The sequence below is a fragment of the Siminovitchia thermophila genome, from assembly GCF_016909185.1.
GTDB lineage: Bacteria > Bacillota > Bacilli > Bacillales > Bacillaceae_C > Siminovitchia > Siminovitchia thermophila.
In genome coordinates this window covers 49,590-72,384 of record NZ_JAFBFH010000012.1, presented here as the reverse complement: position 1 = coordinate 72,384, position 22,795 = coordinate 49,590, and the positions used below count along the sequence as shown (strand labels likewise).

The following is a 22,795-nucleotide window of genomic DNA, read 5'->3' as shown; positions in this document are numbered from 1 at the left end:
AAAGGAGGAGAAGCATGGAGAACTTTGAAAAAGTCGTTTATTTGCAAGGTAATGGGAAGCTGGTCAAAGAAGAAATACGGGACCAAATATCTGACGAATTTCTTAGAAAGGTATATAGGCAGTTGACCTTAATGAGAACATTCGACAGAAAGGCTATTAATTTACAGAGGCAGGGGAGGCTTGGAACATATGCCCCGTTTGAGGGACAGGAAGCCGCACAAGTAGGCAGTGCCTTGGCCCTGCAAAATGATGATTGGATATTCCCGACATACCGGGATCATGCTGCTACAATGACTTTTGGACTTCCTCTTGAAACAGTCCTTTTATATTGGAATGGGCGCGCCGAAGGCTGTATCCCCCCTTCCGGGAAAAGAATTTTCCCTCCTGCTGTTCCGCTCGCAACTCAGCTTCCCCATGCTGCAGGTGCGGCGATGGCTGAACAATACAAAGGGACGAACAATGCCGTTATTGTATACTTCGGGGACGGTTCTACGTCAGAAGGAGATTTTCATGAAGGGATGAATTTCGCAAGCATATTTAAGGCGCCGGTGGTGTTTTTTAACCAAAACAACAAATATGCCATTTCTGTCCCGATCGAAAGGCAAATGAACTCCAGAACCATTGCCCAAAAAGCCGTAGCTTATGATATTCCCGGCATCCGTCTTGATGGCAATGATATATTCGCTGTTTATTTTGAAACAAAAAAAGCGTTGGAACGGGCTCGAAATGGAGAAGGCCCTACATTGATCGAGGCTGTTACATGGCGTTACGGTGCACATACAACTGCAGATGACCCGAGCAAATACCGTGACCAATCATTGAGCGAACAGAAGAGGGAAGAAGGCGATCCTATTTTACGCTTGGAAAGATATATGAAAAAAGAAGACTTGTGGGATGAACAGTGGGCCGCAAGTATTCAAATGGAAGCGGCTGATCAGGTTGAAAAAGCGGTTAAAGACATGGAAGCCTTCCCTGCTGCCGATGTGAATGATTTATTTGATCACGTATTTGAGGAAAATCCATGGACGATTCAAGAGCAGAAAAACAAATACTTTGACTTTTTGCGAGGTGTTACTTCATGAATGTATCGGCACCGGCTACTCAAAAATTGACGTTGGTTCAAGCGGTCACCGATGGGCTGCGCACGATGATGAGGGAGCGCCATGAGATGCTTATAATGGGTGAAGACATCGGCGTGAATGGCGGAGTGTTTCGCGCAACAGACGGCTTAATGGATGAATTCGGCGAACATCGTGTCATTGATACGCCGATTAGTGAATCGGGGATTGTCGGCACCGCCATCGGCATGGCGGTAAACGGGCTGCTTCCGGTAGTGGAAATGCAATTTCTCGGGTTCATTTATCCCGCATTTGAACAAATCGCTACTCATGTTACACGGATTCGGATGCGGACGAACAGCCATTTTACCGTTCCGCTCGTCATAAGGGCACCGTATGGCGCCGGTATCCGCGCCCCTGAAATCCATTCTGACAGTGTTGAAGCATTTTTTACCCATATGCCGGGAATCAAGGTGGTTTGTCCAGCCAGTCCGTATGATGCAAAAGGCTTGCTCATTGCGAGCATCGAGGATCCTGACCCTGTTTTGTTTCTAGAATCCATGAGATCATATCGAGCGTTTCGAGAAGATGTTCCTACTGAAAAGTACACGGTCGAAATCGGCAAAGCAAAGAGGATAATGGAGGGCAATGATGTGACGGTCATTGCGTGGGGAGCGATGGTTCCAGTGGCGGTTCAAGCGGCTGAACAAATGAAGGAACAAGGCGTCCATTGTGATGTGCTTGATTTAAGAACGCTATATCCGCTTGACAAAGACATGATAGCCGAATCTGTCCAAAAAACAGGAAGAGCCGTCATTGTTCATGAAGCGCATGCCACAAGCGGACTTGGGACGGAAATCATTACCCTTATTCAAGACACTTCATTTTTATATTTAAAAGCCCCGATTGAAAGAGTTACCGGCTTTGATGTACCTGTCCCATTTTATACACTGGAACAACATTATTTGCCGACACCCGAGCGTGTAATGAAGGCCATTGAAACAACAGTCAATTTTTAAGAAAAGGGTGAGTGTTTTTGGTCGATGTGAAATTTCATGATATCGGAGAAGGGATCACCGAAGGAGAAGTGATCCAATACCTTGTTAAAATTGGTGAAAAAGTGGAGGCGGACCAGCCACTTGTTGAGGTGCAGACCGACAAAATGACTGCTGAACTGCCTTCGCCGGCTCAAGGCACTATCACAGACATCAAGGTTCCCGAAGGAGAACAGATTACTGTCGGAACCACGTTGCTTGTCATTGATCCAGGCCAATCTGCAACCGTTGACACAAGAAAAGAAGAGGAACAAGCAAAAAAAAGCGTGCAAATCCAAGTGACTAAGCCTGCCAATAAGAAACTGGTTTTGGCCGCACCCTATACTCGAAAAATAGCTCGTGATCTTGGAGTCAATATAGAAGAAGTAACCGGAACGGGTCCAGCCGGAAGAATAACGGATGAAGATGTTTACAGGTTTACGAACGAATCAGCAGCGGGAAAAAGACAAGTGTCTCAGGAAAGTGCGTCCGCTTCTGCGCGGCGGCTGGAAACAGAAGAGGAGAACATCGTTCCTTTTAAAGGCCGGAGAAAAATCATTGCAGAGAAAATGGCAAAATCGCTGTTTACAATTCCGCATGTCACCCATTTTGAAGAAGCAGATGTAACAAATGTCCTAAACCTGACACAGCAACTAAAGGAAGAAGGAGATCATGTATCTGTCGCAGCTTTTTTCATTAAGGCGGTTCAGATTGCGCTGCAGGACTTTCCGGTATTCAACGCTGTACTGGATGAGGAGAACGAAGTAATCAAAATGAAAAACCATTGCCATATGGGGATTGCCGTTGATACGGAAGAAGGGCTGATTGTCCCAGTGATCCGTCATACAGAACGTAAATCCATCAAACAAATTCATGATGAGATGAAGCAACTTATTCAAAAAGCGCAAGAAAACCGGCTGAACCCGAAAGAAATGTCCGGCAGCACTTTCACAATCAGCAATGTAGGACCGCTCGGCAGCATTGCCGCCACTCCTATTATTAATTATCCGGAAACAGGTTTGATGGCTTTTCATAAGGCGAAAAAACGCCCGGCCGTTGTCAATGATGAGATCACGATCCGCTCCATGATGAATATATCGATGTCCTTTGACCACCGTGTAGCCGATGGGGCAATGGCAGTGGCATTTACGAACCGATTTGTCCGCTTAATCGAAAATCCGGCTAAAATGTTATTGGAGTTGATGTAGAATGGTCGTAGGAGAACTAGTTCAAGAAAAAGAATTGGTCGTAGTCGGCGGGGGACCTGCCGGCTACACTGCGGCCATTAGAGCGGCACAGCTCGGCAAAGAAGTTGTCATAATAGAAAAAGAAAAAATCGGCGGAGTCTGCCTGAATAAAGGATGCATTCCGTCCAAAACATTGGTTCATGCGGCCAAGCAAAGCGGACGCTTGCAAAAAATGAAAGAGTTGGGCTTTTTGTTTGATGACCCGTCATTTGCACTATCCACTTACCATCAATATAAAAACAATACCATAGACAATCTCAGAAAAGGCGTCATGGCGCTGTGTAAAGCACATAAAATTGAGATCATAACCGGAAAAGCCTATTTCCTTGATCATGAAAGGATCGGAGTGGAAAATGGGCATCAATACGAGACAATCAAATTTTCCCAAGCGATCATTGCTGCGGGAGCATACATCAAGGAAGATGAAACTAACCGGGTGCTTTCTTCTTATCAGCTGTTTAATCCGGAAAACCTTCCCGGAAAATTACTTCTTATCGGCTGGAATTACCTTGTTTTAGAAGCTGCGTTCGCTTATTCCGGCTTGGGATGTGATGTGACGGTTCTTGCCACAAGAGATGACAGCGGCTTTTTGGACGCTGAAATTGAAAAAGAGTTGATAAGACTGCTGAAGAAAAGAAAGATTGATCTGCACCTTGATGTAAAGAATATTCGCTGGCATATATCAAACAATCTAATTGATTGCACTTTCAATAATGCCAACGGGGAACGGCGTGAAGTGACCGGAACTCATATTTATTCTCAGGAAGAGATTAGGGGGAACACGGACGGCTTGGGTGTGTCCCGTCTAGGAGTGGAGTTGGATGATCAAGGTTTTATTGTCGTGGATGAGCAATGTCGAACAAACAGGGGAGGCATCTTTGCAATTGGAGATGTGACAGGGCCGCCATTACTTGCTGTAAAAGGAATTCGCCAAGGAAAAACAGCCGCTGAAATAGCATGTGGGAAAACGGGTGAGGTTGATATGACATGGATGCCGACAGTCATCCATACAGACCCGCCTATCGCTTTTTCAGGATTTACCGAAAGTGAAGCAAAAGAAGCGGGTTTTACAATTAAGACGGGGGTTTTCCCATTAACCGCCAACGGATACGCGTCATTGACGCAAAATAAGGAGGGGATGGCAAAAGTTGTGTTTGACGACCAATCGGACCGGCTTTTAGGTGTACACTTCATTGGGGAAGGGGCAGTCGACCTTATTTCAAGCGCTGTACTCGGTTTGGAGATGGGGGCAAGAGATGAAGACTTTCTATTTCCATTTTATCCACATCCGAGCACAAGCGAATCTTTATTGGAAGCTGTTGAACAAATGAAAGGCCTTGCCATTCACCAGCCGCCAAAAAAAGTAAAACAAAAAGCCTGATCATTTGATCAGGTTTTTTGTTTAGTTCCAAGAGGAATAGGATGGAACCAAGTATGCCCTCTCAGCAGGAGAAGGTCGGCTCCGAAAGTGTCCCTCTTACAAAGCGGGCATGCTGCCTATTTGACGAGAAGGCGAGGGCGGTTTTCCCGAGTGAGCATAAGGAGCGGAAAGACGTTGACAAACTTGCTGCACCCGAACCCTCTTGGCATTGCCAAAACGCCAAGCTGTTGGCAAAAATGATTAGAACATTGGTTGTCTGCGCTCTGAATGTCGGGAGCAAGCTTAATGCGGCAGGAAAGCCAACTGGTAGAAAAATAGGACAGCAAATATATATACTAACGGATGGACATCCCGCCACTTTCCTTTTACGATCTTTAAGATTGGATAAGAAATAAATCCGAGAGCGATGCCTGTCGCAATGCTGGAGGTTAAAGGCATACTCAATATAATTAAAAACGCGGGAAATCCTTCATCAATTTGTGACCAATTTATTTTTGAAATAGCCCCCATCATCATGCTTCCGACAATGATTAGCGCAGGAGCAGTAATTGCGGACAGTTCGGAAACGGCACTTACGAGCGGGCCGAAAAAAGCCGCAATGATAAATAAAAGGGAAACAGTCACAGTTGTCAGACCTGTACGGCCGCCGGCAGCGACTCCGGAAGAAGATTCGATATAGGCGCTTGTCGGGCTTGTACCGACCATGGCCCCGATTGTAGTGGCCACCGAGTCAGCCAACAGTGCCTGCCGTGCCCGGGGAAAAGTATTGCCCTTCATCAGTCCCGCTTGCTGAGCGACACCGATCATTGTACCTGTAGTATCGAAGATAGTTACAAGCAGAAAAGAAAAGACAACCGCAAAAAGAAAATGTTCTGCCACTTCGCTAAAGGCGGACAATGGGTTGGTAATCAAGATTCCTTCAGGAAGCGATGGCATTTGTACAAAGCCCTGGTCAAAATGAAGCTGGCCAGTAAAAAAGGCTGTTAAACCTGTGATGACCATCCCGATAAACAATGCTCCATGTATATGAAAAGCCAGTAAAACGATTGTCACGAACAAGCCTAAAAGTGCAAGCAAGACAGGAGGAGAGTGAAGGTCTCCCAAGGCTACAAGGTTAGTTGGATGAGCCACGATCAGACCGGTGAGTCTCATTCCGATAAATGCAATAAAAAGTCCGATTCCCGCCGTAATACCATGTTTCAAGTTTGCAGGTATGGCTTCGATCAATACTTTGCGAAAAGGTGTCAAGGATAAAATAATAAATATGATGCCTGCAACAAATACAGCAGCAAACGCCGTTATATAAGAAATGTCGTGTGTTTCGACAACGGAATAAGCAAAATAGGCATTCAATCCCATACCCGGAGCAATCGCGATCGGGTAATTGGCCGCCAGCGCCATCCAAAGTGTTCCGGCAACAGTCGCGATGATCGTTGCAGTAAACACTTGATCAATAGGCACGCCGGCATCTTTTAAGATGATCGGATTGACAACAATAATATATACCATCGTTAAAAAAGTCGTCATTCCTGCAATGATTTCAGTTCTAACATTTGTTTGATTTTCCTTTAATTTAAACATAGGTGACCTCCAGTGCATCAGGCAGCTCGTTTTTATCGGCTGCCTCATTAATATAAACAACAATAAACGAAGTGTAGTCAGTTTCTTTTACGCCAAACAATTTTAGGAACAACGAAAGAAAGATAAGTGGCGCCGCTCATGGTGAAAAAGGAACCTAGATCCATATTTCTCTCTGGATGAAAGGGCCTCATCGTGAGTTAAAACAAATTAACAAACGATCTTATTTTAGCTTATTTGCGGGAAAGTTAAAAGCTTCTGTCGAAATAAATATGTGAACAAATAGTTAGCACTATACAACGGATCAATATACAATGAAGAAAATGGGAGAAAGGGTGATGGAAATGGTTCAACATTTGCAAAGTGTAAAAACATTACATAATGGGATCGACATGCCGTACCTCGGACTTGGGGTTTACTTAATGAAGGAGAAAAAGAAAGCGGTTAATGCCATAAGATATGCATTACAATACGGATACAGGTCGATTGATACGGCAAAAATTTATGAAAATGAAGATGTTGTCGGAGAGGCGGTAAAGGATTCTGGAATTCCGCGGGAGGAGCTGTTTATCACCACTAAGGTATGGAACACGGACCAGGGCTATGACAACACTTTGAAAGCATTTGAAGAAAGTTTGAATCAATTACAAATGGAATATGTGGATTTATATTTAATTCACTGGGCCGTAAAAGATAAGTATGTGGACACGTGGCGTGCGCTTGAAAGGTTATATGATGAAAAGCTTGTCCGGGCCATTGGCGTTTGCAATTTCCAAATTCATCATTTGGAAGATTTGGCCGTCCGCAGTAATGAAAAGCCTGTCGTTAATCAAATTGAACTGCATCCACGGTTGACACAAGAACCGCTTCGGGAATATTGCCAAGAGCATGATATTGCTGTCGAAGCGTGGTCGCCTCTTGCCCGCGCACGTTTGCTTGAAGAACCTTCTCTCGTTGCGCTTGGCAAAAAATACGGAAAAAGCAGTGCGCAAATTATTTTGCGCTGGCACTTGCAAAACGGAAACATCATTATTCCAAAGTCGATCAATAGCAATCGTATCCGTGAAAATGCGGAAATTTTTGATTTTGAACTTTCACTCAAAGATATGAATGAAATAAATGGATTGAACCTGGACGAAAGGTATGGCCCTCATCCTGATCATTTTAACTTTGATTAGTTAGTGATTGGCCGCCTATGCCGCTTGTTAATCGATTACCTTACTTTCCCAACGATCTGTAGGCTTTTCATATGTTATTCTAATGGGGAGAACATTCAGAGCATAAGGCAGGTTTTCGGATATGAAGGTTGTATTTGCGGCTACACAAGAACAGAAGGAAACAATAAGCAGTTTGCTTGACGATTTTTATTCATCCATTTTACCTTCTTATTTTCAAGACGATGATATTTACACGTTTTGCGAACTGAATATATTGAAAACACCTTCTTTTGAAGATTGGCCCAATAGCGCATCGGATGCGTTGAATGTGATTGCGGCGCTGCAAGTCATGAAAACATTATTGGAATTGAGAAACATCGACTCACATAATCCTCATTTGGAAAGTATTTTTTACAAAAACAAAAAGATTTTGGAAAGCCATGACATATCATTTCCTTTCACATATTCACAGTACACACGACAAAAAGGGCTGAGTCACTCGTTAAGCATTTTTACGCCTGCATACAACGATTTTTTAATTTGAAACATACACTTTTCGGCTGTTGAGACAACCGAACGGCTTTGGCTTATTTTCACGGGGCTAAGGCCGTTTACACGTTTTGGATTGTCCAACCTGACGGTCTCAGGAACATGAAAATGGCTCCCCTGCACTGAATCCAGTTTGAATAGTGCAGGGGAATCTTTTTCTGGCAAGCGCTTGTCCAAAAGGATGGGCGCTTTTATTTTTTTACATGTTCATCAAACCAAGCCGCAAAATCTTCTTTTGGATGGGAGCCGACCATTCGTGCTGCTTCTTTCCCATCTTTGAAATGCATAAGCGTCGGGGTATGGGTAATTCCATATTTTTTAAAGCCGTTTTCAAACTCTTTCAAATTGTATTGGACAAGGTCAATATTTTTTTCTTTCGCAAGGGGTGTAACTACCGGCGTCGTCTTTATGCAATGCGAGCAAGTCGGGCTAAAGAAATAAACGGTGACATCTTCCTTATTTTTCAATTTTTTCTCCAACTCATCCGGCAAAATGATGTTTTGGTACAGCGGATCATCCAACAATTCGACTGTTGTGGGATGCAAGCTTTCTTTTTGATATACGTTGCCTTCAGACTTCTTTTCCTGCTGCACTTTTGTTACTATGGCGATCGCGACAAACAACCCGATAATAATGACTAAAAATATAACTACTTTTTTCATTGTGCATCACCTTTCGATTGTTTCAATAAAATCAAACTTACGGAGAAAATGAGTGTAAAAGCAATAAAGGCTAAAAAGGGGATGGTCACAAATCCCGCCCAGTTAATATATTCCCCCGTACATGGAACTCGCCCGCAAGCGGGGGAGTAAGCGGAGAAAAAATCAACTTTTTGAATTAAATAATGGTAAAAAGATAAAAGCACGCCCATTCCCGAAAGTACGGATGTGTATATTGCCGCTTTGTAATCTTTTTTGACCAAGGCGATTCCGAGCAAAATGGCTTGCGGATACATTAGAATTCTTTGGTACCAGCAAAGCTCGCACGGTTCATATTGCTTGATTTCCGAAAAATATAAACTTCCGAGTGTCGCTATGACAGCTACAGCCCATGCAAAAAAAATCATATTTTCCCGCTGATCTTTTTTCCCCACATAAATCACTGCCTTTAAAATCGTTTATGTATTCCTTTGATTATAATGGAAAAAACTGTTTAAAGTAAATGAAAACGCTATCTTTCCAAAATGGCTACTAAAAAAACCGGCTGCTTGCGGCAGCCAGTTAAATGGGAACCAAGGGGCTGTTCTCAAAGATGCTTTCCTCTTCCGTAACAGAAACGGCATGCTCTAGATAACGAAGCAGTGAGTAGAGTTGACGCTCAATCAGGGAATAATCGCGGGAAAAATAATACGCGTGTAAAAAGCGTTCTATTCTTTTTGACAGCATATGGTCTTTTGTACGAACCATTAAAACGATCAGATTATCCCATTCCGACCGATGCGTATAGTAAAGGGCACGATCATAATCCATCTGGTTTCCTCCTTTTTAGGAGTTGCCTTTATTATATCCGCGGAGCCGGGATATATAGGGGTGTAAATCTTGACATGGTTGGATTTGGGTTTAACCACGGTTAAAAAATAAGAACCAGCCAATACGTGTAAAACGTGACATAGCCGAATTTGGGTGTTCGCCAGATCATTGGTGAGAAGTTACTCTTTTTGGTGAGGAAAATAATTTGGCGGCCAAGGCGGATGTAATTCATGTTATTTCCTTGTCTTTCATACATTGTGGATAAAAGGAGGGAATATTCATGAGTGCGGATGAGAAAACATTAGAATATGCTATTGATGAAATAACAGAAATTGCCAGTGGATTTGGCCTCGACTTTTATCCGATGCGATACGAAATATGCCCGGCTGACATTATCTACACATTTGGCGCTTACGGAATGCCGACTCGTTTTTCCCACTGGAGTTTCGGAAAGCAATTTTTTAAAATGAAACTGCATTATGACTTTGGTTTAAGTAAAATATATGAACTCGTGATCAACTCAAACCCTTGTTATGCCTTTCTCCTTGATTCCAACTCGTTGATTCAAAACAAACTGATTGTGGCGCATGTTCTAGCTCATTGCGATTTTTTTAAAAACAATGTTCGATTTAAAAACACGAATCGGGATATGGTGGAAAGCATGGCGGCGACAGCAGGGAGAATCAGGCAATATGAAATGGAACACGGAAAAAAAGAAGTGGAGCAATTTTTGGATGCGGTGCTCGCGATTGAAGAGCATATTGACCCGTCTTTGATGCGGCCGGTGCTGGATTGGGAGATGGATGAAGAGGAGGAGTGGGAAGAAGATACTACACCGGTAACGGAATACGATGATTTATGGGGCTTGGATGAAGAGAAAAAGGAAGAGCCGGCCAGGAAAAAACGGAGAAAAAAATTCCCGCCCCAGCCGGAAAAGGATATCGTTTTATTTATCGAACAGTATAGCCGGGAGCTGTCTGATTGGCAACGGGATATCATGACAATGGTTCGAGAAGAGATGCTTTATTTTTGGCCGCAGCTTGAAACGAAAATTATGAATGAAGGCTGGGCGTCTTATTGGCATCAGCGGATTATCCGTGAGTTGGATTTGACGAGCGATGAGGCAATTGAATTCGCCAAATTGAATGCGGGGGTTATTCAGCCATCAAGGACAAGTATCAACCCTTATTATCTTGGTTTGAAAATTTTCGAGGATATTGAAGAAAGATGGAATAATCCGGACGAAGAAATGAAAAAACAAGGAGTTAAGCCTAATTCGGGTCGGGAAAAGATGTTCGAAGTTCGCGAACTGGAATCCGATATATCCTTTTTAAGAAATTATTTAACAAAAGATCTTGTATTGCGGGAAGATATGTATTTATTTCAAAAGCAAGGAAGGGATTATAAAATTGTTGACAAAAAATGGACCGAGGTCCGCGACCAGCTTGTGAGCATGAGAGTAAACGGCGGATTCCCGTACATTACAGTCAATGACGGCGACTATATGAAGAATGGGGAGCTATATTTGAAACATTCTTATGAGGGAGTTGAACTTGACCTAAAATATTTGGAAAAAGTACTGCCTTATATTTATCAATTGTGGGGAAGAACCGTTCACTTGGAGAGCGTAGTGGAAAATCGCTCGATGTTATTCAGTTATGACGGCAGGAACGTACAACGGAAATTCATATGAGCGGGGGCTGTTTTTAAGGGGGCTTTTCTCTAAAGGAGATGGAGAGCCTGGAACACAGCTAAATCAGCTGATGAAAAAACGAACAATAAAGTGAAACTTCATTCAGTAGGGCTCTAACTGAATGTTAGTTGAACCAATCGGGCATTTAGGTGCCGTTTTCTCCCACTTAGCCCTTTTGTATTCACTCAATACGGCACCTTACATGCGGGAAAAATTGTCCCAGTATATCATACGCAAGCTTTTAGCGTAGTCAAAATAGGTAGACTCCTGCGGGAATAGCTCGAGCTGAAGATCCCGCAGGAAAGCGACCTTTGCTTTCCGAGGAAGCTGAAGAGACCTGAGGAAAGCGAAATAGGTTGACGTAGCGATGATAGGGATTTTTTAAACACAAATAGCCCGAACAACTATAAATGAATTGTTCGGTTTTTGCTATTTCGTATTTGCTTATGCCCCAGCCTCTATTTCGTGTTTTAAGCTCCTTGAATGAAGGAATGAATAAGTAAAGAACCAATTTCAAGGAGGATGATCATGTTTTTAGATAATTATGTAAATCAAAAAATCCAGATCAAGTTTAAACATTTGCCTGAATCTTTATCTGGCTCCATTACAGGGATCTATTTTCCGGAAAAATGGTGTGTTGCCAAGCTCGTATATACGGAGCCAATCGGCATTTGGGTTGAAAACCCCTGTTATGAGCATACAAAAGTGCAGGAAGAAGACGGTACTACTGTTCCAAAGGAAAACCAGTCAAGGAAAAATTGTCCGACGAATTTATTGATTAAATGGGATTATATTGATTCGATTATTGCTTTTCCGCAACTGCGTCCGGTGGGAGCGGGAAAAGAAACGAAGTTGATCGGTTTCCATTCTTAGCCGAATGTCATGTTGTATTCCTTTCAAATTTGTTTACCGGAGTATTTATTTCCGGATGCTCTATATGTTTCCCAAGTCGTTTTTAATGAAGCATATGTCCCGACAGCGGCATTCCCATAGAACAAACCCATGAAAACAGCCCCCCAAAAATTGAAACGGTGGGCGATGAAAAGGGAAAACATCAATCCAAGAATAGTGGCGATTGTCGGAATAATCACCCGGGGTATCGGGAGCAAAAGCTTGATGATTTGAGTTGCGACCAAAACAGCGGGAACGGCGATAACGGCATCCCAAAAATTTGTATGTATTACTGGAAAATGCTCCATAACGATCCTCCTAACCAATTTAACATTATCATGTCCCAAAAAAGCTCGAACATGAAAAAGAAGCGCCTAAATAGACGCTTCTTTTTACATCATATAGCCGTTAATAGCCATAACCGTAAGCTGTTCCTACAATTACTAGTAAAATGAACAGCACGACGATCAAGGCAAAACCCATTCCATATCCTCCACTCATGGACAGCCACCTCCTTATGCCGAATCTCCTACATCATATGTAAAGGTGCAAGGCTTCGACTGGACAGATTATAGAGAGAAATATCTAATTTTATTGACAAAGCAGGTAAAAAAGGATTGCGGACATAGCATGTAGAATTAATGGGATAAAGATGCGGTATTGTGTGGCGACTGGCCATGTCCATTTTGTGATCCATTCCATTTTAATTTTCGAGGAGGGACCCCATTTTGTGAAAACGCGGTTTGATCTTTCCATTGAAGGTATGACTTGTGCGGCTTGCTCCAACAGAATTGAAACAGTACTGAACCAAATGGAGGGTGTGGAAGCAACCGTTCATTTGACTCTTGAAAAAGCTTCTGTTTCCATTAACAGCACAACATTAACACCCGCTGATGTCGTTGATAAAATTAAGGGTTTGGGTTATGACATTAAAACAGATAAGGTCCTTTTAGATGTTTATGGAATGACGTGCTCTGCGTGTTCTGCCAGAATCGAAAAAACATTGAATAAAATGGCGGGTGTCAGATCTGCTAATGTGAATCTGGCGGCAGCAACGGCATCCATCCACATGGAGGAAGGAATGATTTCCACTCCCGATATCATTGATAAAATGAAATCATTAGGTTATGAGGCGAAGGTGCATCAAAACAAGGAAAATACGGAACGTAACAAATCAGAACATGACCTTAGACAGAAACAAAAACTGTTGCTTTCAGCATTGCTGTCCCTGCCGCTTGTCTATACGATGCTCGTTCATTTACCAGGCGGCCTGGCACTGCCTGTTCCACATGTTTTGACGAACCCCTGGATACAGCTTGCATTGGCGTTCCCTGTCCAGTTTTATATTGGCTGGCCGTTTTACGAAGGAGCTTACAAGTCATTAAAAAACAAAAGCGCCAATATGGATGTGCTTGTGTCACTCGGAACATCCGCGGCATTTTTCTTTAGTGTTTTAGAAAGCATCCGTTCACTCATTTACCCAACATATAAACCACATCTTTACTTTGAAACGAGCGCGGTGTTAATCACACTCATATTGTTTGGAAAATGGTTGGAAGCGAAAGCGAAAGGAAAAACAACTGAGGCATTATCCCACTTATTGCGCTTGCAGGCGAAACATGCAACAATCCTTACGAATGGGCTTGAGCGGCAAGTCCCAATTGAAGAAGTCCAGGCGGGGGATATTTTGGTAGTTCGTCCCGGGGAAAAAATACCTGTTGATGGAGAGATCATTTCCGGCGGGACGTTTGTCGATGAATCAATGATTACTGGAGAAGCGATTCCAGTAGAAAAGCAAATGGGCGATGTTGTGATCGGAAGCACAGTAAACAAAAACGGCATGATTCAAATAAGGGCAACAAAAGTCGGGAAAGATACAGCGCTTGCCGGCATCATTCAAGTTGTGGAAGCTGCCCAGGGAAGCAAAGCGCCCATTCAGCGGGTGGCAGACAACATTTCAGGCATATTCGTTCCATTCGTTGTGGCGATTTCCATTGCGACTTTTCTGGCGTGGCTGTTCCTTTTAGACCAGGGGAATCTGGAAAAAGCACTGGAAGCATCCATTACTGTTCTTGTCATTGCCTGCCCTTGTGCTTTGGGACTTGCCACTCCGACTGCCATTATGGTTGGTTCGGGAAAGGGGGCGGAAACGGGCATTTTATTTAAAGGTGGCGAACATTTGGAGATTGCTCATAAAGTAAATGCGGTTATCTTTGATAAAACAGGCACCATTACAGTTGGCAAGCCGGTTGTTACCGATATAGAGCTTTTCCACCAAAATGCCTTACAGTATTTGGTTTCGGCTGAATCTGTTTCCGAGCATCCACTTGCAGATGCGATAGTAACATATGGACAAGAAAAGGGAGTCAAACCGAAAGCAGTCAAAAGCTTCGAGGCAATACAAGGACAAGGGATTAAAGCGGATATTGATGGCAAACAAATTTTAATCGGCACTAGAAAGCTGATGCGGGACCAACTCGTGTTATACCAAGAAAAGGCGAAACAGGTGCGGAATTTTGAGAAAAAAGGGAAAACCGTTATGTTCATAGCCATTAATGGACGCTTGGCCGGAATTGTTGCAGTTGCAGATACGGTAAAAGAACATGCGCGTGATGCCATTCACGAATTAAAAAAACAAGGGCTGGAAGTCATCATGCTTACAGGTGATAATGAAAGGACTGCTCATACGATTGCCAGCACAGTGGGAATTGATCAAGTATACGCGGAAGTGCTGCCAGAGCAAAAGGCGGAAATGGTTCAGGAATTGCAAAAGAATGGAAAAATCGTAGCGATGGTTGGAGATGGTATGAATGACGCGCCAGCCCTTGCCGTGGCGGACATTGGGATTGCCATTGATACTGGAACCGATGTGGCGATTGAAGCCGCGGATATAACAATTTTGGGTGGGGATTTAAGGCTTGTATCAAAGGCATTCCAGCTCAGTAAAGCTACCATGAAAAATGTCAAACAAAATTTGTTTTGGGCATTGGCATATAATACAGCCGGAATTCCCATTGCGGCATCGGGATTGCTGGCTCCATGGATTGCGGGTGCGGCCATGGCATTCAGTTCGGTTTCTGTTGTGGCAAATGCTTTGCGTTTAAAAAGAATACATCTATAACTGCCTATTGCCAATAGTTTCTTTTTTTGAAGCCAAATGAAAGTAGCGCTGATCCTTTTCAAGTTTTTTGCTTCTCTTTGGTTGAACACTGATCATTTTATTAAAAACACAGAACAGGTGGGAAAGACATGAATATTGTGGATCTTCATTGTGACGTATTGTGGAAAATGTGGAACAGCAGCGGGAAATTGGATTTTGAGCATTCCCCGAAACTGGATGTCAATAGGGAAAAAATGAAACTAGGGAAGGTTAAAGTCCAATGTTTCGCCATTTTTGTCCCTCCCGAAGTGAAAGAAGAGGCAAAATTTCAAGCCGCCCTTGATCAAGTGCATTATTTTTATTCAAACATCGTTGAAAAGAATGGGATGAAGCATATTAAGCAATGGTCGGATTTGCTTACATTGGGGGAAGATGAAATCGGAGCCATTCTTTCCCTTGAAGGGGTTGATTGCATTGGCAGTGATCCGCAAAAGCTTAGTATCTTGTATCGCCTTGGTGTAAGGCTGGTCGGGCTTACTTGGAATAACGCCAATCTTGCGGCTGATGGAATAGAAGAGCCGCGGGGAGCAGGTCTGACTGCATTCGGAAAACAGGTTGTTCAGTTCCATAACAACCACCACCTGTTTACCGACGTATCCCACTTAAGTGAACGCGCTTTTTGGGAAGTGGTTGAACTAGCAAACTATCCAATCGCCAGCCATTCAAACGCCAAAGCAGTTTGTGGCCATCAGAGGAACTTGACCGACGACCAGGCAAAAACACTTTTTATGAAAAACGCCATGATTCATGTAGTGTTTTATCCGCACTTTACGGCCAATAAGGAAAAAGTATATATTTCAGATCTCATCAAACACATTGATCATTTTTGTTCATTGGGGGGCGTCAAGCACATCGGATTTGGTTCCGACTTTGACGGCATCGACGAGCATATCATCGGTTTGGAAGATGCTTCTAAATACCAAAATCTCATAAATGAATTGCTTAAATATTATTCTGAAGAACAGGTCAAAGGATTTGCATGGAAGAATTTCTTCCATCATCTACCAAATAATAGTAAAAATGAATAATTTTTCACTTACAGAGTTTAAAACAGCCGCTAAAGTGCAATAAAAGTCTTAAGCGGTTGTTTTTTTATTTTTTTAAAAAGATCCATTCATTGTTTGGATCATTTACTTACAGTGCAGGAGGGTTCATTATGACAGAAAAGGATAAAGGACTTTCTCGCCGGGACTTTTTAAAAAGGTCCGGCATTGTTACTGGCACATTGGTCGGAGGCGGCTTACTGGGAGGCGTCATTGGCTACAATGCCAGAAATAATACGGAAACATCCCCGGAAGAAACCCGTGAAAAAGCCAGACAGATCAGTCCGAAAGGCAGAAAGTTTTTTACGAGGGATGCAGACTTTAAAATACTGTCCCAAGCAACGGAAAGGATATTTCCCAAGGATGATTTGGGGCCGGGGGCCATCGAATTGGGTGTGCCCTATTTCATAGACAACCAGCTTGCGGGCGCTTATGGAATGAATTCCAGAGAATATATGCAAGGACCGTTTTTTGTGGGAAAGGAGACGCAAGGGTATCAGAGTCCCTTAACAAGGGCGGAAATTTTTTCTGTCGGCATCGCTGCCTTAGACAATGAGGCTCAGAAGCGATTTAAAAAAAGCTTCACGGATCTGGAAGGCGGTCAAATGGATGAGATTTTAACGGCTTTTCAAAAAGGGGAAGTGAAATTGAATGGAGTCACCTCAAGCTTTTTCTTTACCCTTCTTAGGTCTGCCACATTGGAGGGGGCATACTCCGACCCGATCTATGGCGGAAATAACAATATGGATGGTTGGAAAATGAAAAACTTTCCGGGTCATCAGGCCGCATACATAAATGTCATTGAGAGTGACAAATTTCAAAAGATCAAGCCACAATCATTGTCAAGCATGGATCATTAAAGGAGATGTAAATCATGGCTAAAACACTGGATAAAGTGGACGTTGTGACGGTCGGTGTCGGTTGGACCGGAGGTATTGTCGCAGCAGAATGTGCGAAAGCGGGATTAAAAGTTGTCGGTCTGGAAAGAGGACGAAAAAGAGGAACGGAAGATTATTTGCGAATACATGATGAATATAGATATGCGATCCGTTATGAATTAATGCAAGATTTGTCGAAGGAAACAATTACGTTTAGAAACACTCGTAAAGAGCGTGCGCTTCCAATGCGGCAAATGGGTTCATTTCTGCTTGGTGAAGGGCTTGGCGGTTCTGGCACTCACTGGAACGGCTGGACGTTCAGATTCCTTCCATACGACTTTGAAATTAAGTCACAGACGGAAAAGAAGTACGGAAAAAACAAGATTAAGGAAGGCTTTCAGCTTCAGGATTGGGGCATTACATATGACGAAATTGAACCATATTACGATCAATTTGAAAAGACTGCCGGCATTTCGGGTGAAGCCAATCCACTTGGAGGAAAAAGGAAAAATGAATACCCGACACCACCGATGAAAATGACGCCAATTCTGGAGAAATTTAAAAAAGCGACAACAGATAAAGGATATAATCCGTACATGATGCCATCGGGAAATTTGTCGGAGACTTATAAAAACCCGGATGGCGAGACCATCTATGCATGCCAATATTGCGGTTTTTGTGAAAGGTTTGGATGTGAATACGGCGCGAAATCCACTCCGGAAGTAACGGTTGTTCCAACAGCCGTAAAGACAGGAAATTTTGAAGTAAGGACAAATTCCAATGTTGTGGAAGTTTTGAAACAAGGGGATAAAGTGACGGGTGTCAGATATATCGATACTTTGACAAAGGAAGAGTTTATCCAGCCAGCCGAAACGGTTGTACTGACAAGTTATGTGCTTAACAATGCGAAGCTTCTCATGATATCTGATATCGGGACCCCATATGATCCGGATACGGGAAGGGGGACACTTGGAAAAAATTATTGTTATCAGATCAACGCGGGTGCAACCGGATTTTTCGATGAACAAATGAACACGTTTATGGGAGCCGGAGCGCTGGGCATGTATATGGATGACTTTAATGGCGATAATTTTGACCATTCAAAAGAAGACTTTTTGCACGGGGCGGGAATTTGGATTGTACAATCGGGCACAAGACCCATATCCAGCAACCCGGTTCCGCCGGATGTTCCCTTGTGGGGAGAGGAGTTCAAAAAAGCCTCGATCCATTATTACACGAGGACACTGTTTGTCGGCGGTCAGGGAGCAACGCTTCCCCACCGGGAAAATTATCTATCATTGGACACGACGTACAAGGATGCCTTTGGCCTGCCATTATTGCAGATGACTTATAATTTTACGGACCAGGATCGCGCGCTCCATCAATTTGCGACGGATCGGTCCGCAGAAATTATAAAGGAAATGGGCGCGAAGGAAGTTGTTCCTTCAAATGCGATTTCCGATTATGACATCGTTCCTTATCAAACGACGCATAATACAGGCGGAACGATCATGGGTTCTGATCCTGATACGAGTGTCGTCAATAATTATTTGCAACATTGGGATGCGGATAATCTGTTTGTTGTCGGTGCCGGCAATTTTCCGCATAATAGCGGATATAATCCGACAGGGACAGTTGGCGCACTGGCTTATCGCTGTGCGGAAGGCGTTATCAAATACAGTAAAAACGGAGGAAGCCTAGTATAACGTTAGGAGGTGGCTTTAATGGGAGTAGCACAAATTGGCATACCCGGCCTTATCATTATTTTGGTGATCGTTCTCATCATTTTTGGCCCAAAAAAACTACCTGAAATTGGCGGAGCGATGGGAAAAACACTTTCCGAATTTAAAAAGTCGACGCGGGAAATCATGGATGAGAACGAGACCCCGAAACAGGATAAGAAAAAGCAACTATGATGTAGAAGGTGTTTTTTATGGGACCAGTAGTCAAACAAAAACGAAGATTCCTCAGTCCCTTGGATAAGCAGGCGGTTTCACCTAAAGGGACGGAACAACTGGATCAATCCTCTGGAGGGGGCATGGAGGCAAAAAAGAATACAGATTCGCTTGTGGAACACCTTAGTGATCTCCGCAAGCAATTCATAAAAAGCGGCATCGTATTTATGTTGTTTTTGATGGCTGTATTCTCAACAATCAACTGGTGGTTTCCGTACGTAACAAAAGAGAATGAGCTAGTTGTGTTTGGCCCGTTTCAAGTCGTGAAATTTTACACCTCCATTTGTGTAACACTGGCACTCGGGCTCTCTCTTCCTTTTCTTGTTCATTTTTTATGGCAGTTTGTCAAGCCGGGATTGAAGCCAAAGGAAATCAGATTTCTCGGCCTTTATTCACCTGCCATGTTTTTCCTGTTTATCGGCGGGGTAGCTTTCGGATATTTTATTGTGAATCCTTTAAGCTATCATTTTCTGATGAAGGTTGGGGCCATAAATTTTGATGTCATCGTTTCAGCTCAGGAATATATTCATTTTCTGATTATGACAACGATTCCGCTTGGATTTTTATTCGAATTGCCGATCATTGCCATGTTTTTGTCATCCATCGGTGTATTAACGAAAGAGAGGATGAAAATAGCCAGAAAATGGGCTTATTTAGTGATCGCCATTGTTTCGGCGCTAATAACGCCGCCCGATTTTGTCAGCCAATTAATGGTTCTCGTTCCCATGGCGCTTCTGTATGAAGCAAGCATTTATATCGTTGGAAAAATGGAGGCAAAAAGAAGCCGCGAGCATGTTGAATCCATTTAGGAATCCCTTTTACAAAGAGTGGATTCTTTTTTTTTTGGCAAGAAGCTGCCGGCACTTTTGGCTTTTAAAAAAAAGAGACTTTTGAAGCTTTTGCTTCATAAATTTCCAGATTTATGGTCTGATTTGCTAAAAAACTCTTTCATTTCCAAAAATGTTGTTATATAATAAATACGATTTCATTAAATCTGATATATAACAATGCTGTTTTTTAGGAGGAGAGGGAATGGAGAAATATGTAAAAGTAGGCGGAATGCAGGTTGCTTCGGTTCTTTATGATTTCATTGAACAAGAGGCTTTGCCCCAGACGGGTGTAGACCATGGAGCATTTTGGAAAGGAATGGACCATATTTTTCGCGATCTTGCCCCCGTAAACAAACAATTACTCAAAAAACGTGAAACCTTGCAAAGCAAAATAGATGAATGGCATCAACAGCATGTCAATTCTTTCAGGTTAGAAGATTATAAGAAGTTTTTGAAGGAAATTGGGTACCTGGAGCCTGAGGTGGAAGATTTTCACATCACAACTGACAGTGTTGATGACGAAATTGCCGTACAGGCAGGACCGCAGCTCGTTGTACCTATCAATAACGCGAGATATGCCATTAATGCGGCCAATGCAAGGTGGGGGAGTTTGTATGATGCATTATATGGTACAGATGCGATCGATGAATCTAACGGTGCGGAGCGGACCGACACTTACAATCCGATTAGGGGACAAAGAGTAATCGCGTATGGAAAGGCATTTTTGGATCACGTGTTCCCCCTGGCTAAATCCTCTCATCAGGAGGCGGTAAAATATGTTGTGGACGAAGGCGAGCTTATTGTCCGACTAAAAAATGGCGGCAAAGCACGACTGCAAGATGCAAGTCAATTTTTCGGCTTCCGTGGTAACATGGAACAACCAGAGGCAATTTTATTAAAAAATAACGGGCTGCATGTAGAAATACAAATTGACCATGATGATCCGATCGGAAAAACGGATGATGCCGGTGTCAAAGACTTGATTTTGGAATCGGCTCTGTCCACTATTATGGATTGTGAAGATTCAGTTGCTGCAGTGGATGCAAAAGATAAAGTGCTTGTCTACAGAAACTGGCTTGGCCTGATGAAAGGAACACTCACTTCCACTTTTTCAAAAAATGGAAAAACCGTCCAGCGTTCACTTAGTGATGATCGAACATATACATCATCTGAGGGTACAAACATTCGCTTGAAAGGCCGCTCATTGCAGCTCATTCGCAACGTTGGCCATTTAATGACAACACCCGCGATTCTTGATGAAAACGGGGAAGAAGTTCCGGAAGGCATTCTTGATACGATTGTAACGAGTTTAATTGCGAAGCATGATTTACTTGGCAATACAGTAAAGAAAAATTCAGAAAAAGGCTCGATATACATCGTTAAGCCGAAAATGCATGGATCTGAGGAAGTTGCTTTCGCCAATACATTGTTTGACCGCGTCGAGGATCTTCTTGGTTTAGAACGAAACTCTATAAAAATGGGCGTAATGGACGAAGAAAGACGGACATCGTTAAATCTAAAAGCCTGTATTAAACAGGTGCGTGACCGTATCGTCTTTATCAATACCGGGTTTCTTGACAGAACAGGCGATGAAATCCATACTTCCATGGAAGCTGGGGTCATGATCCGGAAAAATGACATGAAACACTCCACATGGCTGAGTGCATATGAAAAATCAAATGTTTTGATAGGGCTTGCAACTGGACTTCCAGGCAAAGCTCAAATTGGAAAAGGCATGTGGGCAATGCCTGACAAAATGAAAGATATGCTTGAACAAAAAATTGCCCATGTCAAAGCCGGGGCAAATACGGCGTGGGTGCCTTCACCGACAGCGGCGACATTGCATGCGCTCCATTATCATCAAGCAAATGTAAAAGAAGTACAAAAGAAGCTTTACAAGAAAACAGCGGATATGAAAGATGATTTATTGAAAATTCCTTTGCAGCACATACCAAACTGGAGCAATGAAGAAATTCAGGAAGAACTGGACAATAACGCCCAAGGCATACTGGGGTATGTTGTCCGCTGGGTTGAACAAGGCGTGGGCTGTTCCAAAGTACCTGATATTCATAATATCGGCCTAATGGAAGACCGGGCCACCTTGAGAATTTCAAGCCAACATATGGCCAACTGGCTTCATCATGGCATCTGTACGAAAGAGCAAGTGTTGGAAACAATGAAACGAATGGCAAAAGTGGTTGATGAACAAAATGCTGGCGATCCAAACTATATACCGATGTCCGAAAACTATGACGAATCCGTCGCATTTCAAGCGGCTTGTGAACTCGTATTAGAAGGTAAACATCAGCCAAACGGCTATACGGAACCAATCTTGCATCGGCGCCGATTGGAATTCAAGAAGAAACGGGCTTTGAACAGGGCATAAGGCAAGCAGTCAAGCTCATTTTGCTATATTGAGTAAAAGAGAAAATTTTTCAAAATAATTGTTATATAACACTTGATAAATATTTGTGTCTGTTATATATTAATAACAACAAATCATAAGAAGGTGACAATATGCAAACAAACCAATCAGCTGGAAGAATCTTTATTGACGAATGGGTGATGGAAAGATTAGTCATGGGAAAATCAATCGAAGATATGAACGGAACTACATTTATATATGGAAACGAATTATTAACACTCAAGAAAAAGGCTGATGGTTCGTTTGTGGTCGTACCGCAAAAAGCGCCGGAGGTGGTCGTTTTGGAAAAACCACATACAGAAGTTGAGATTTGTCCCAAGTGTGGAACAGAATACTCTTCTTTTAAGGAATCCTTGCAATGCTGCGCTGATATTGATTAATTTTTTTGCTTATAGTGTTATATAACATATTGTGTTATTAGAATTCAGATATACAACAGGTTGAGTG

22 protein-coding genes are annotated in these 22,795 nt (G+C 42.9%); 16 read left to right on the top strand and 6 right to left on the bottom strand.

Annotation, left to right across the window (positions count from 1 at the left end):
* The first annotated feature begins 14 nt into the window (after positions 1–14).
* From pdhA to JOC94_RS09985, 4 genes are read left to right on the top strand one after another with little or no spacing between them, the layout of a single operon-like run.
* Positions 15–1,082, top strand: a complete 1,068-nt coding sequence (pdhA, locus tag JOC94_RS10000; protein WP_077112202.1) for a pyruvate dehydrogenase (acetyl-transferring) E1 component subunit alpha — start codon at positions 15–17, stop codon at positions 1,080–1,082.
* The gene (locus JOC94_RS09995; RefSeq protein WP_077112204.1) at positions 1,079–2,077 is read left to right on the top strand and encodes an alpha-ketoacid dehydrogenase subunit beta; all 999 of its coding nucleotides are present in this window, start codon (positions 1,079–1,081) and stop codon (positions 2,075–2,077) included. Before pdhA ends, JOC94_RS09995 begins: the two co-directional genes overlap by 4 nt.
* Before the next feature lie 17 nt (positions 2,078–2,094).
* Positions 2,095–3,300, top strand: a complete 1,206-nt coding sequence (locus JOC94_RS09990) for a dihydrolipoamide acetyltransferase family protein (RefSeq protein ID WP_077112206.1) — start codon at positions 2,095–2,097, stop codon at positions 3,298–3,300.
* Position 3,301: 1 nt separating this feature from the next.
* Complete coding sequence (locus JOC94_RS09985; protein ID WP_077112208.1) at positions 3,302–4,720, top strand: dihydrolipoyl dehydrogenase family protein; 1,419 nt, start codon at positions 3,302–3,304, stop codon at positions 4,718–4,720.
* A gap of 282 nt (positions 4,721–5,002) precedes the next feature.
* On the opposite strand, the gene JOC94_RS09980 is transcribed toward JOC94_RS09985, so the two are convergent.
* Entirely contained in the window at positions 5,003–6,301 is a 1,299-nt protein-coding gene (locus JOC94_RS09980) for an NCS2 family permease (RefSeq protein WP_077112210.1), read from the bottom strand.
* A 341-nt stretch (positions 6,302–6,642) separates the two neighbouring features.
* Between JOC94_RS09980 and JOC94_RS09975 the strand changes: the two genes are divergently transcribed.
* Positions 6,643–7,476, top strand: coding sequence for an aldo/keto reductase (locus JOC94_RS09975; RefSeq protein WP_077112412.1), 834 nt, complete (start codon positions 6,643–6,645; stop codon positions 7,474–7,476).
* Between the two features lie 121 nt (positions 7,477–7,597).
* A complete protein-coding gene (locus JOC94_RS09970) occupies positions 7,598–7,999 on the top strand; it encodes a DUF5365 family protein (protein ID WP_077112212.1) in 402 nt (133 codons plus the stop codon).
* A gap of 196 nt (positions 8,000–8,195) precedes the next feature.
* Here JOC94_RS09970 and JOC94_RS09965 read toward each other — a convergent pair whose 3' ends face one another.
* The 3 genes from JOC94_RS09965 to JOC94_RS09955 all read right to left on the bottom strand — a co-directional run bounded on the left by JOC94_RS09965 (position 8,196) and on the right by JOC94_RS09955 (position 9,473).
* The gene (locus JOC94_RS09965; protein ID WP_205179262.1) at positions 8,196–8,666 is read right to left on the bottom strand and encodes a thioredoxin family protein; all 471 of its coding nucleotides are present in this window, start codon (positions 8,664–8,666) and stop codon (positions 8,196–8,198) included.
* Complete coding sequence (locus JOC94_RS09960; RefSeq protein ID WP_321189682.1) at positions 8,663–9,097, bottom strand: disulfide oxidoreductase; 435 nt, start codon at positions 9,095–9,097, stop codon at positions 8,663–8,665. The genes JOC94_RS09965 and JOC94_RS09960 overlap by 4 nt, the downstream gene beginning before the upstream one ends.
* A 127-nt stretch (positions 9,098–9,224) precedes the next feature.
* Entirely contained in the window at positions 9,225–9,473 is a 249-nt protein-coding gene (locus tag JOC94_RS09955) for a YhdB family protein (RefSeq protein WP_077112214.1), read from the bottom strand.
* A 280-nt stretch (positions 9,474–9,753) separates the two neighbouring features.
* Here JOC94_RS09955 and JOC94_RS09950 point away from each other — a divergent pair, with 280 nt between their 5' ends.
* A complete protein-coding gene (locus JOC94_RS09950; RefSeq protein WP_077112215.1) occupies positions 9,754–11,166 on the top strand; it encodes a SpoVR family protein in 1,413 nt (470 codons plus the stop codon).
* A 528-nt stretch (positions 11,167–11,694) separates the two neighbouring features.
* On the top strand, positions 11,695–12,039 hold the full coding sequence (locus tag JOC94_RS09945; RefSeq protein ID WP_077112217.1) for a hypothetical protein: 345 nt from the start codon (positions 11,695–11,697) through the stop codon (positions 12,037–12,039).
* 23 nt (positions 12,040–12,062) lie between these two features.
* On the opposite strand, the gene JOC94_RS09940 is transcribed toward JOC94_RS09945, so the two are convergent.
* Positions 12,063–12,365 (bottom strand): hypothetical protein, encoded by a 303-nt coding sequence (locus tag JOC94_RS09940; RefSeq protein ID WP_077112219.1) that lies wholly within the window; start codon positions 12,363–12,365, stop codon positions 12,063–12,065.
* A gap of 100 nt (positions 12,366–12,465) precedes the next feature.
* On the bottom strand, positions 12,466–12,558 hold the full coding sequence (locus JOC94_RS09935; protein ID WP_083717573.1) for a YjcZ family sporulation protein: 93 nt from the start codon (positions 12,556–12,558) through the stop codon (positions 12,466–12,468).
* 229 nt (positions 12,559–12,787) lie between these two features.
* On the opposite strand from JOC94_RS09935, the gene JOC94_RS09930 reads away from it, so the two are divergent.
* The 8 genes from JOC94_RS09930 to JOC94_RS09895 all read left to right on the top strand — a co-directional run bounded on the left by JOC94_RS09930 (position 12,788) and on the right by JOC94_RS09895 (position 22,728).
* The gene (locus JOC94_RS09930; protein WP_321189683.1) at positions 12,788–15,178 is read left to right on the top strand and encodes a heavy metal translocating P-type ATPase; all 2,391 of its coding nucleotides are present in this window, start codon (positions 12,788–12,790) and stop codon (positions 15,176–15,178) included.
* A 128-nt stretch (positions 15,179–15,306) separates the two neighbouring features.
* Positions 15,307–16,245 carry a dipeptidase gene (locus tag JOC94_RS09925; protein ID WP_077112223.1) on the top strand — a complete coding sequence of 313 codons (939 nt, stop codon included), beginning with the start codon at positions 15,307–15,309 and terminating at the stop codon, positions 16,243–16,245.
* Between the two features lie 128 nt (positions 16,246–16,373).
* Complete coding sequence (locus tag JOC94_RS09920; protein WP_077112225.1) at positions 16,374–17,120, top strand: gluconate 2-dehydrogenase subunit 3 family protein; 747 nt, start codon at positions 16,374–16,376, stop codon at positions 17,118–17,120.
* Positions 17,121–17,134: 14 nt separating this feature from the next.
* Complete coding sequence (locus JOC94_RS09915; protein WP_077112226.1) at positions 17,135–18,844, top strand: GMC family oxidoreductase; 1,710 nt, start codon at positions 17,135–17,137, stop codon at positions 18,842–18,844.
* 18 nt (positions 18,845–18,862) lie between these two features.
* Positions 18,863–19,054, top strand: coding sequence for a twin-arginine translocase TatA/TatE family subunit (gene tatA, locus JOC94_RS09910; protein ID WP_077112228.1), 192 nt, complete (start codon positions 18,863–18,865; stop codon positions 19,052–19,054).
* 17 nt (positions 19,055–19,071) lie between these two features.
* Positions 19,072–19,902, top strand: a complete 831-nt coding sequence (gene tatC, locus JOC94_RS09905; RefSeq protein ID WP_077112230.1) for a twin-arginine translocase subunit TatC — start codon at positions 19,072–19,074, stop codon at positions 19,900–19,902.
* 223 nt (positions 19,903–20,125) lie between these two features.
* Positions 20,126–22,309 (top strand): malate synthase G, encoded by a 2,184-nt coding sequence (locus JOC94_RS09900; protein WP_077112232.1) that lies wholly within the window; start codon positions 20,126–20,128, stop codon positions 22,307–22,309.
* A 131-nt stretch (positions 22,310–22,440) separates the two neighbouring features.
* Complete coding sequence (locus JOC94_RS09895; RefSeq protein WP_077112234.1) at positions 22,441–22,728, top strand: hypothetical protein; 288 nt, start codon at positions 22,441–22,443, stop codon at positions 22,726–22,728.
* Positions 22,729–22,795: the final 67 nt, after the last annotated feature.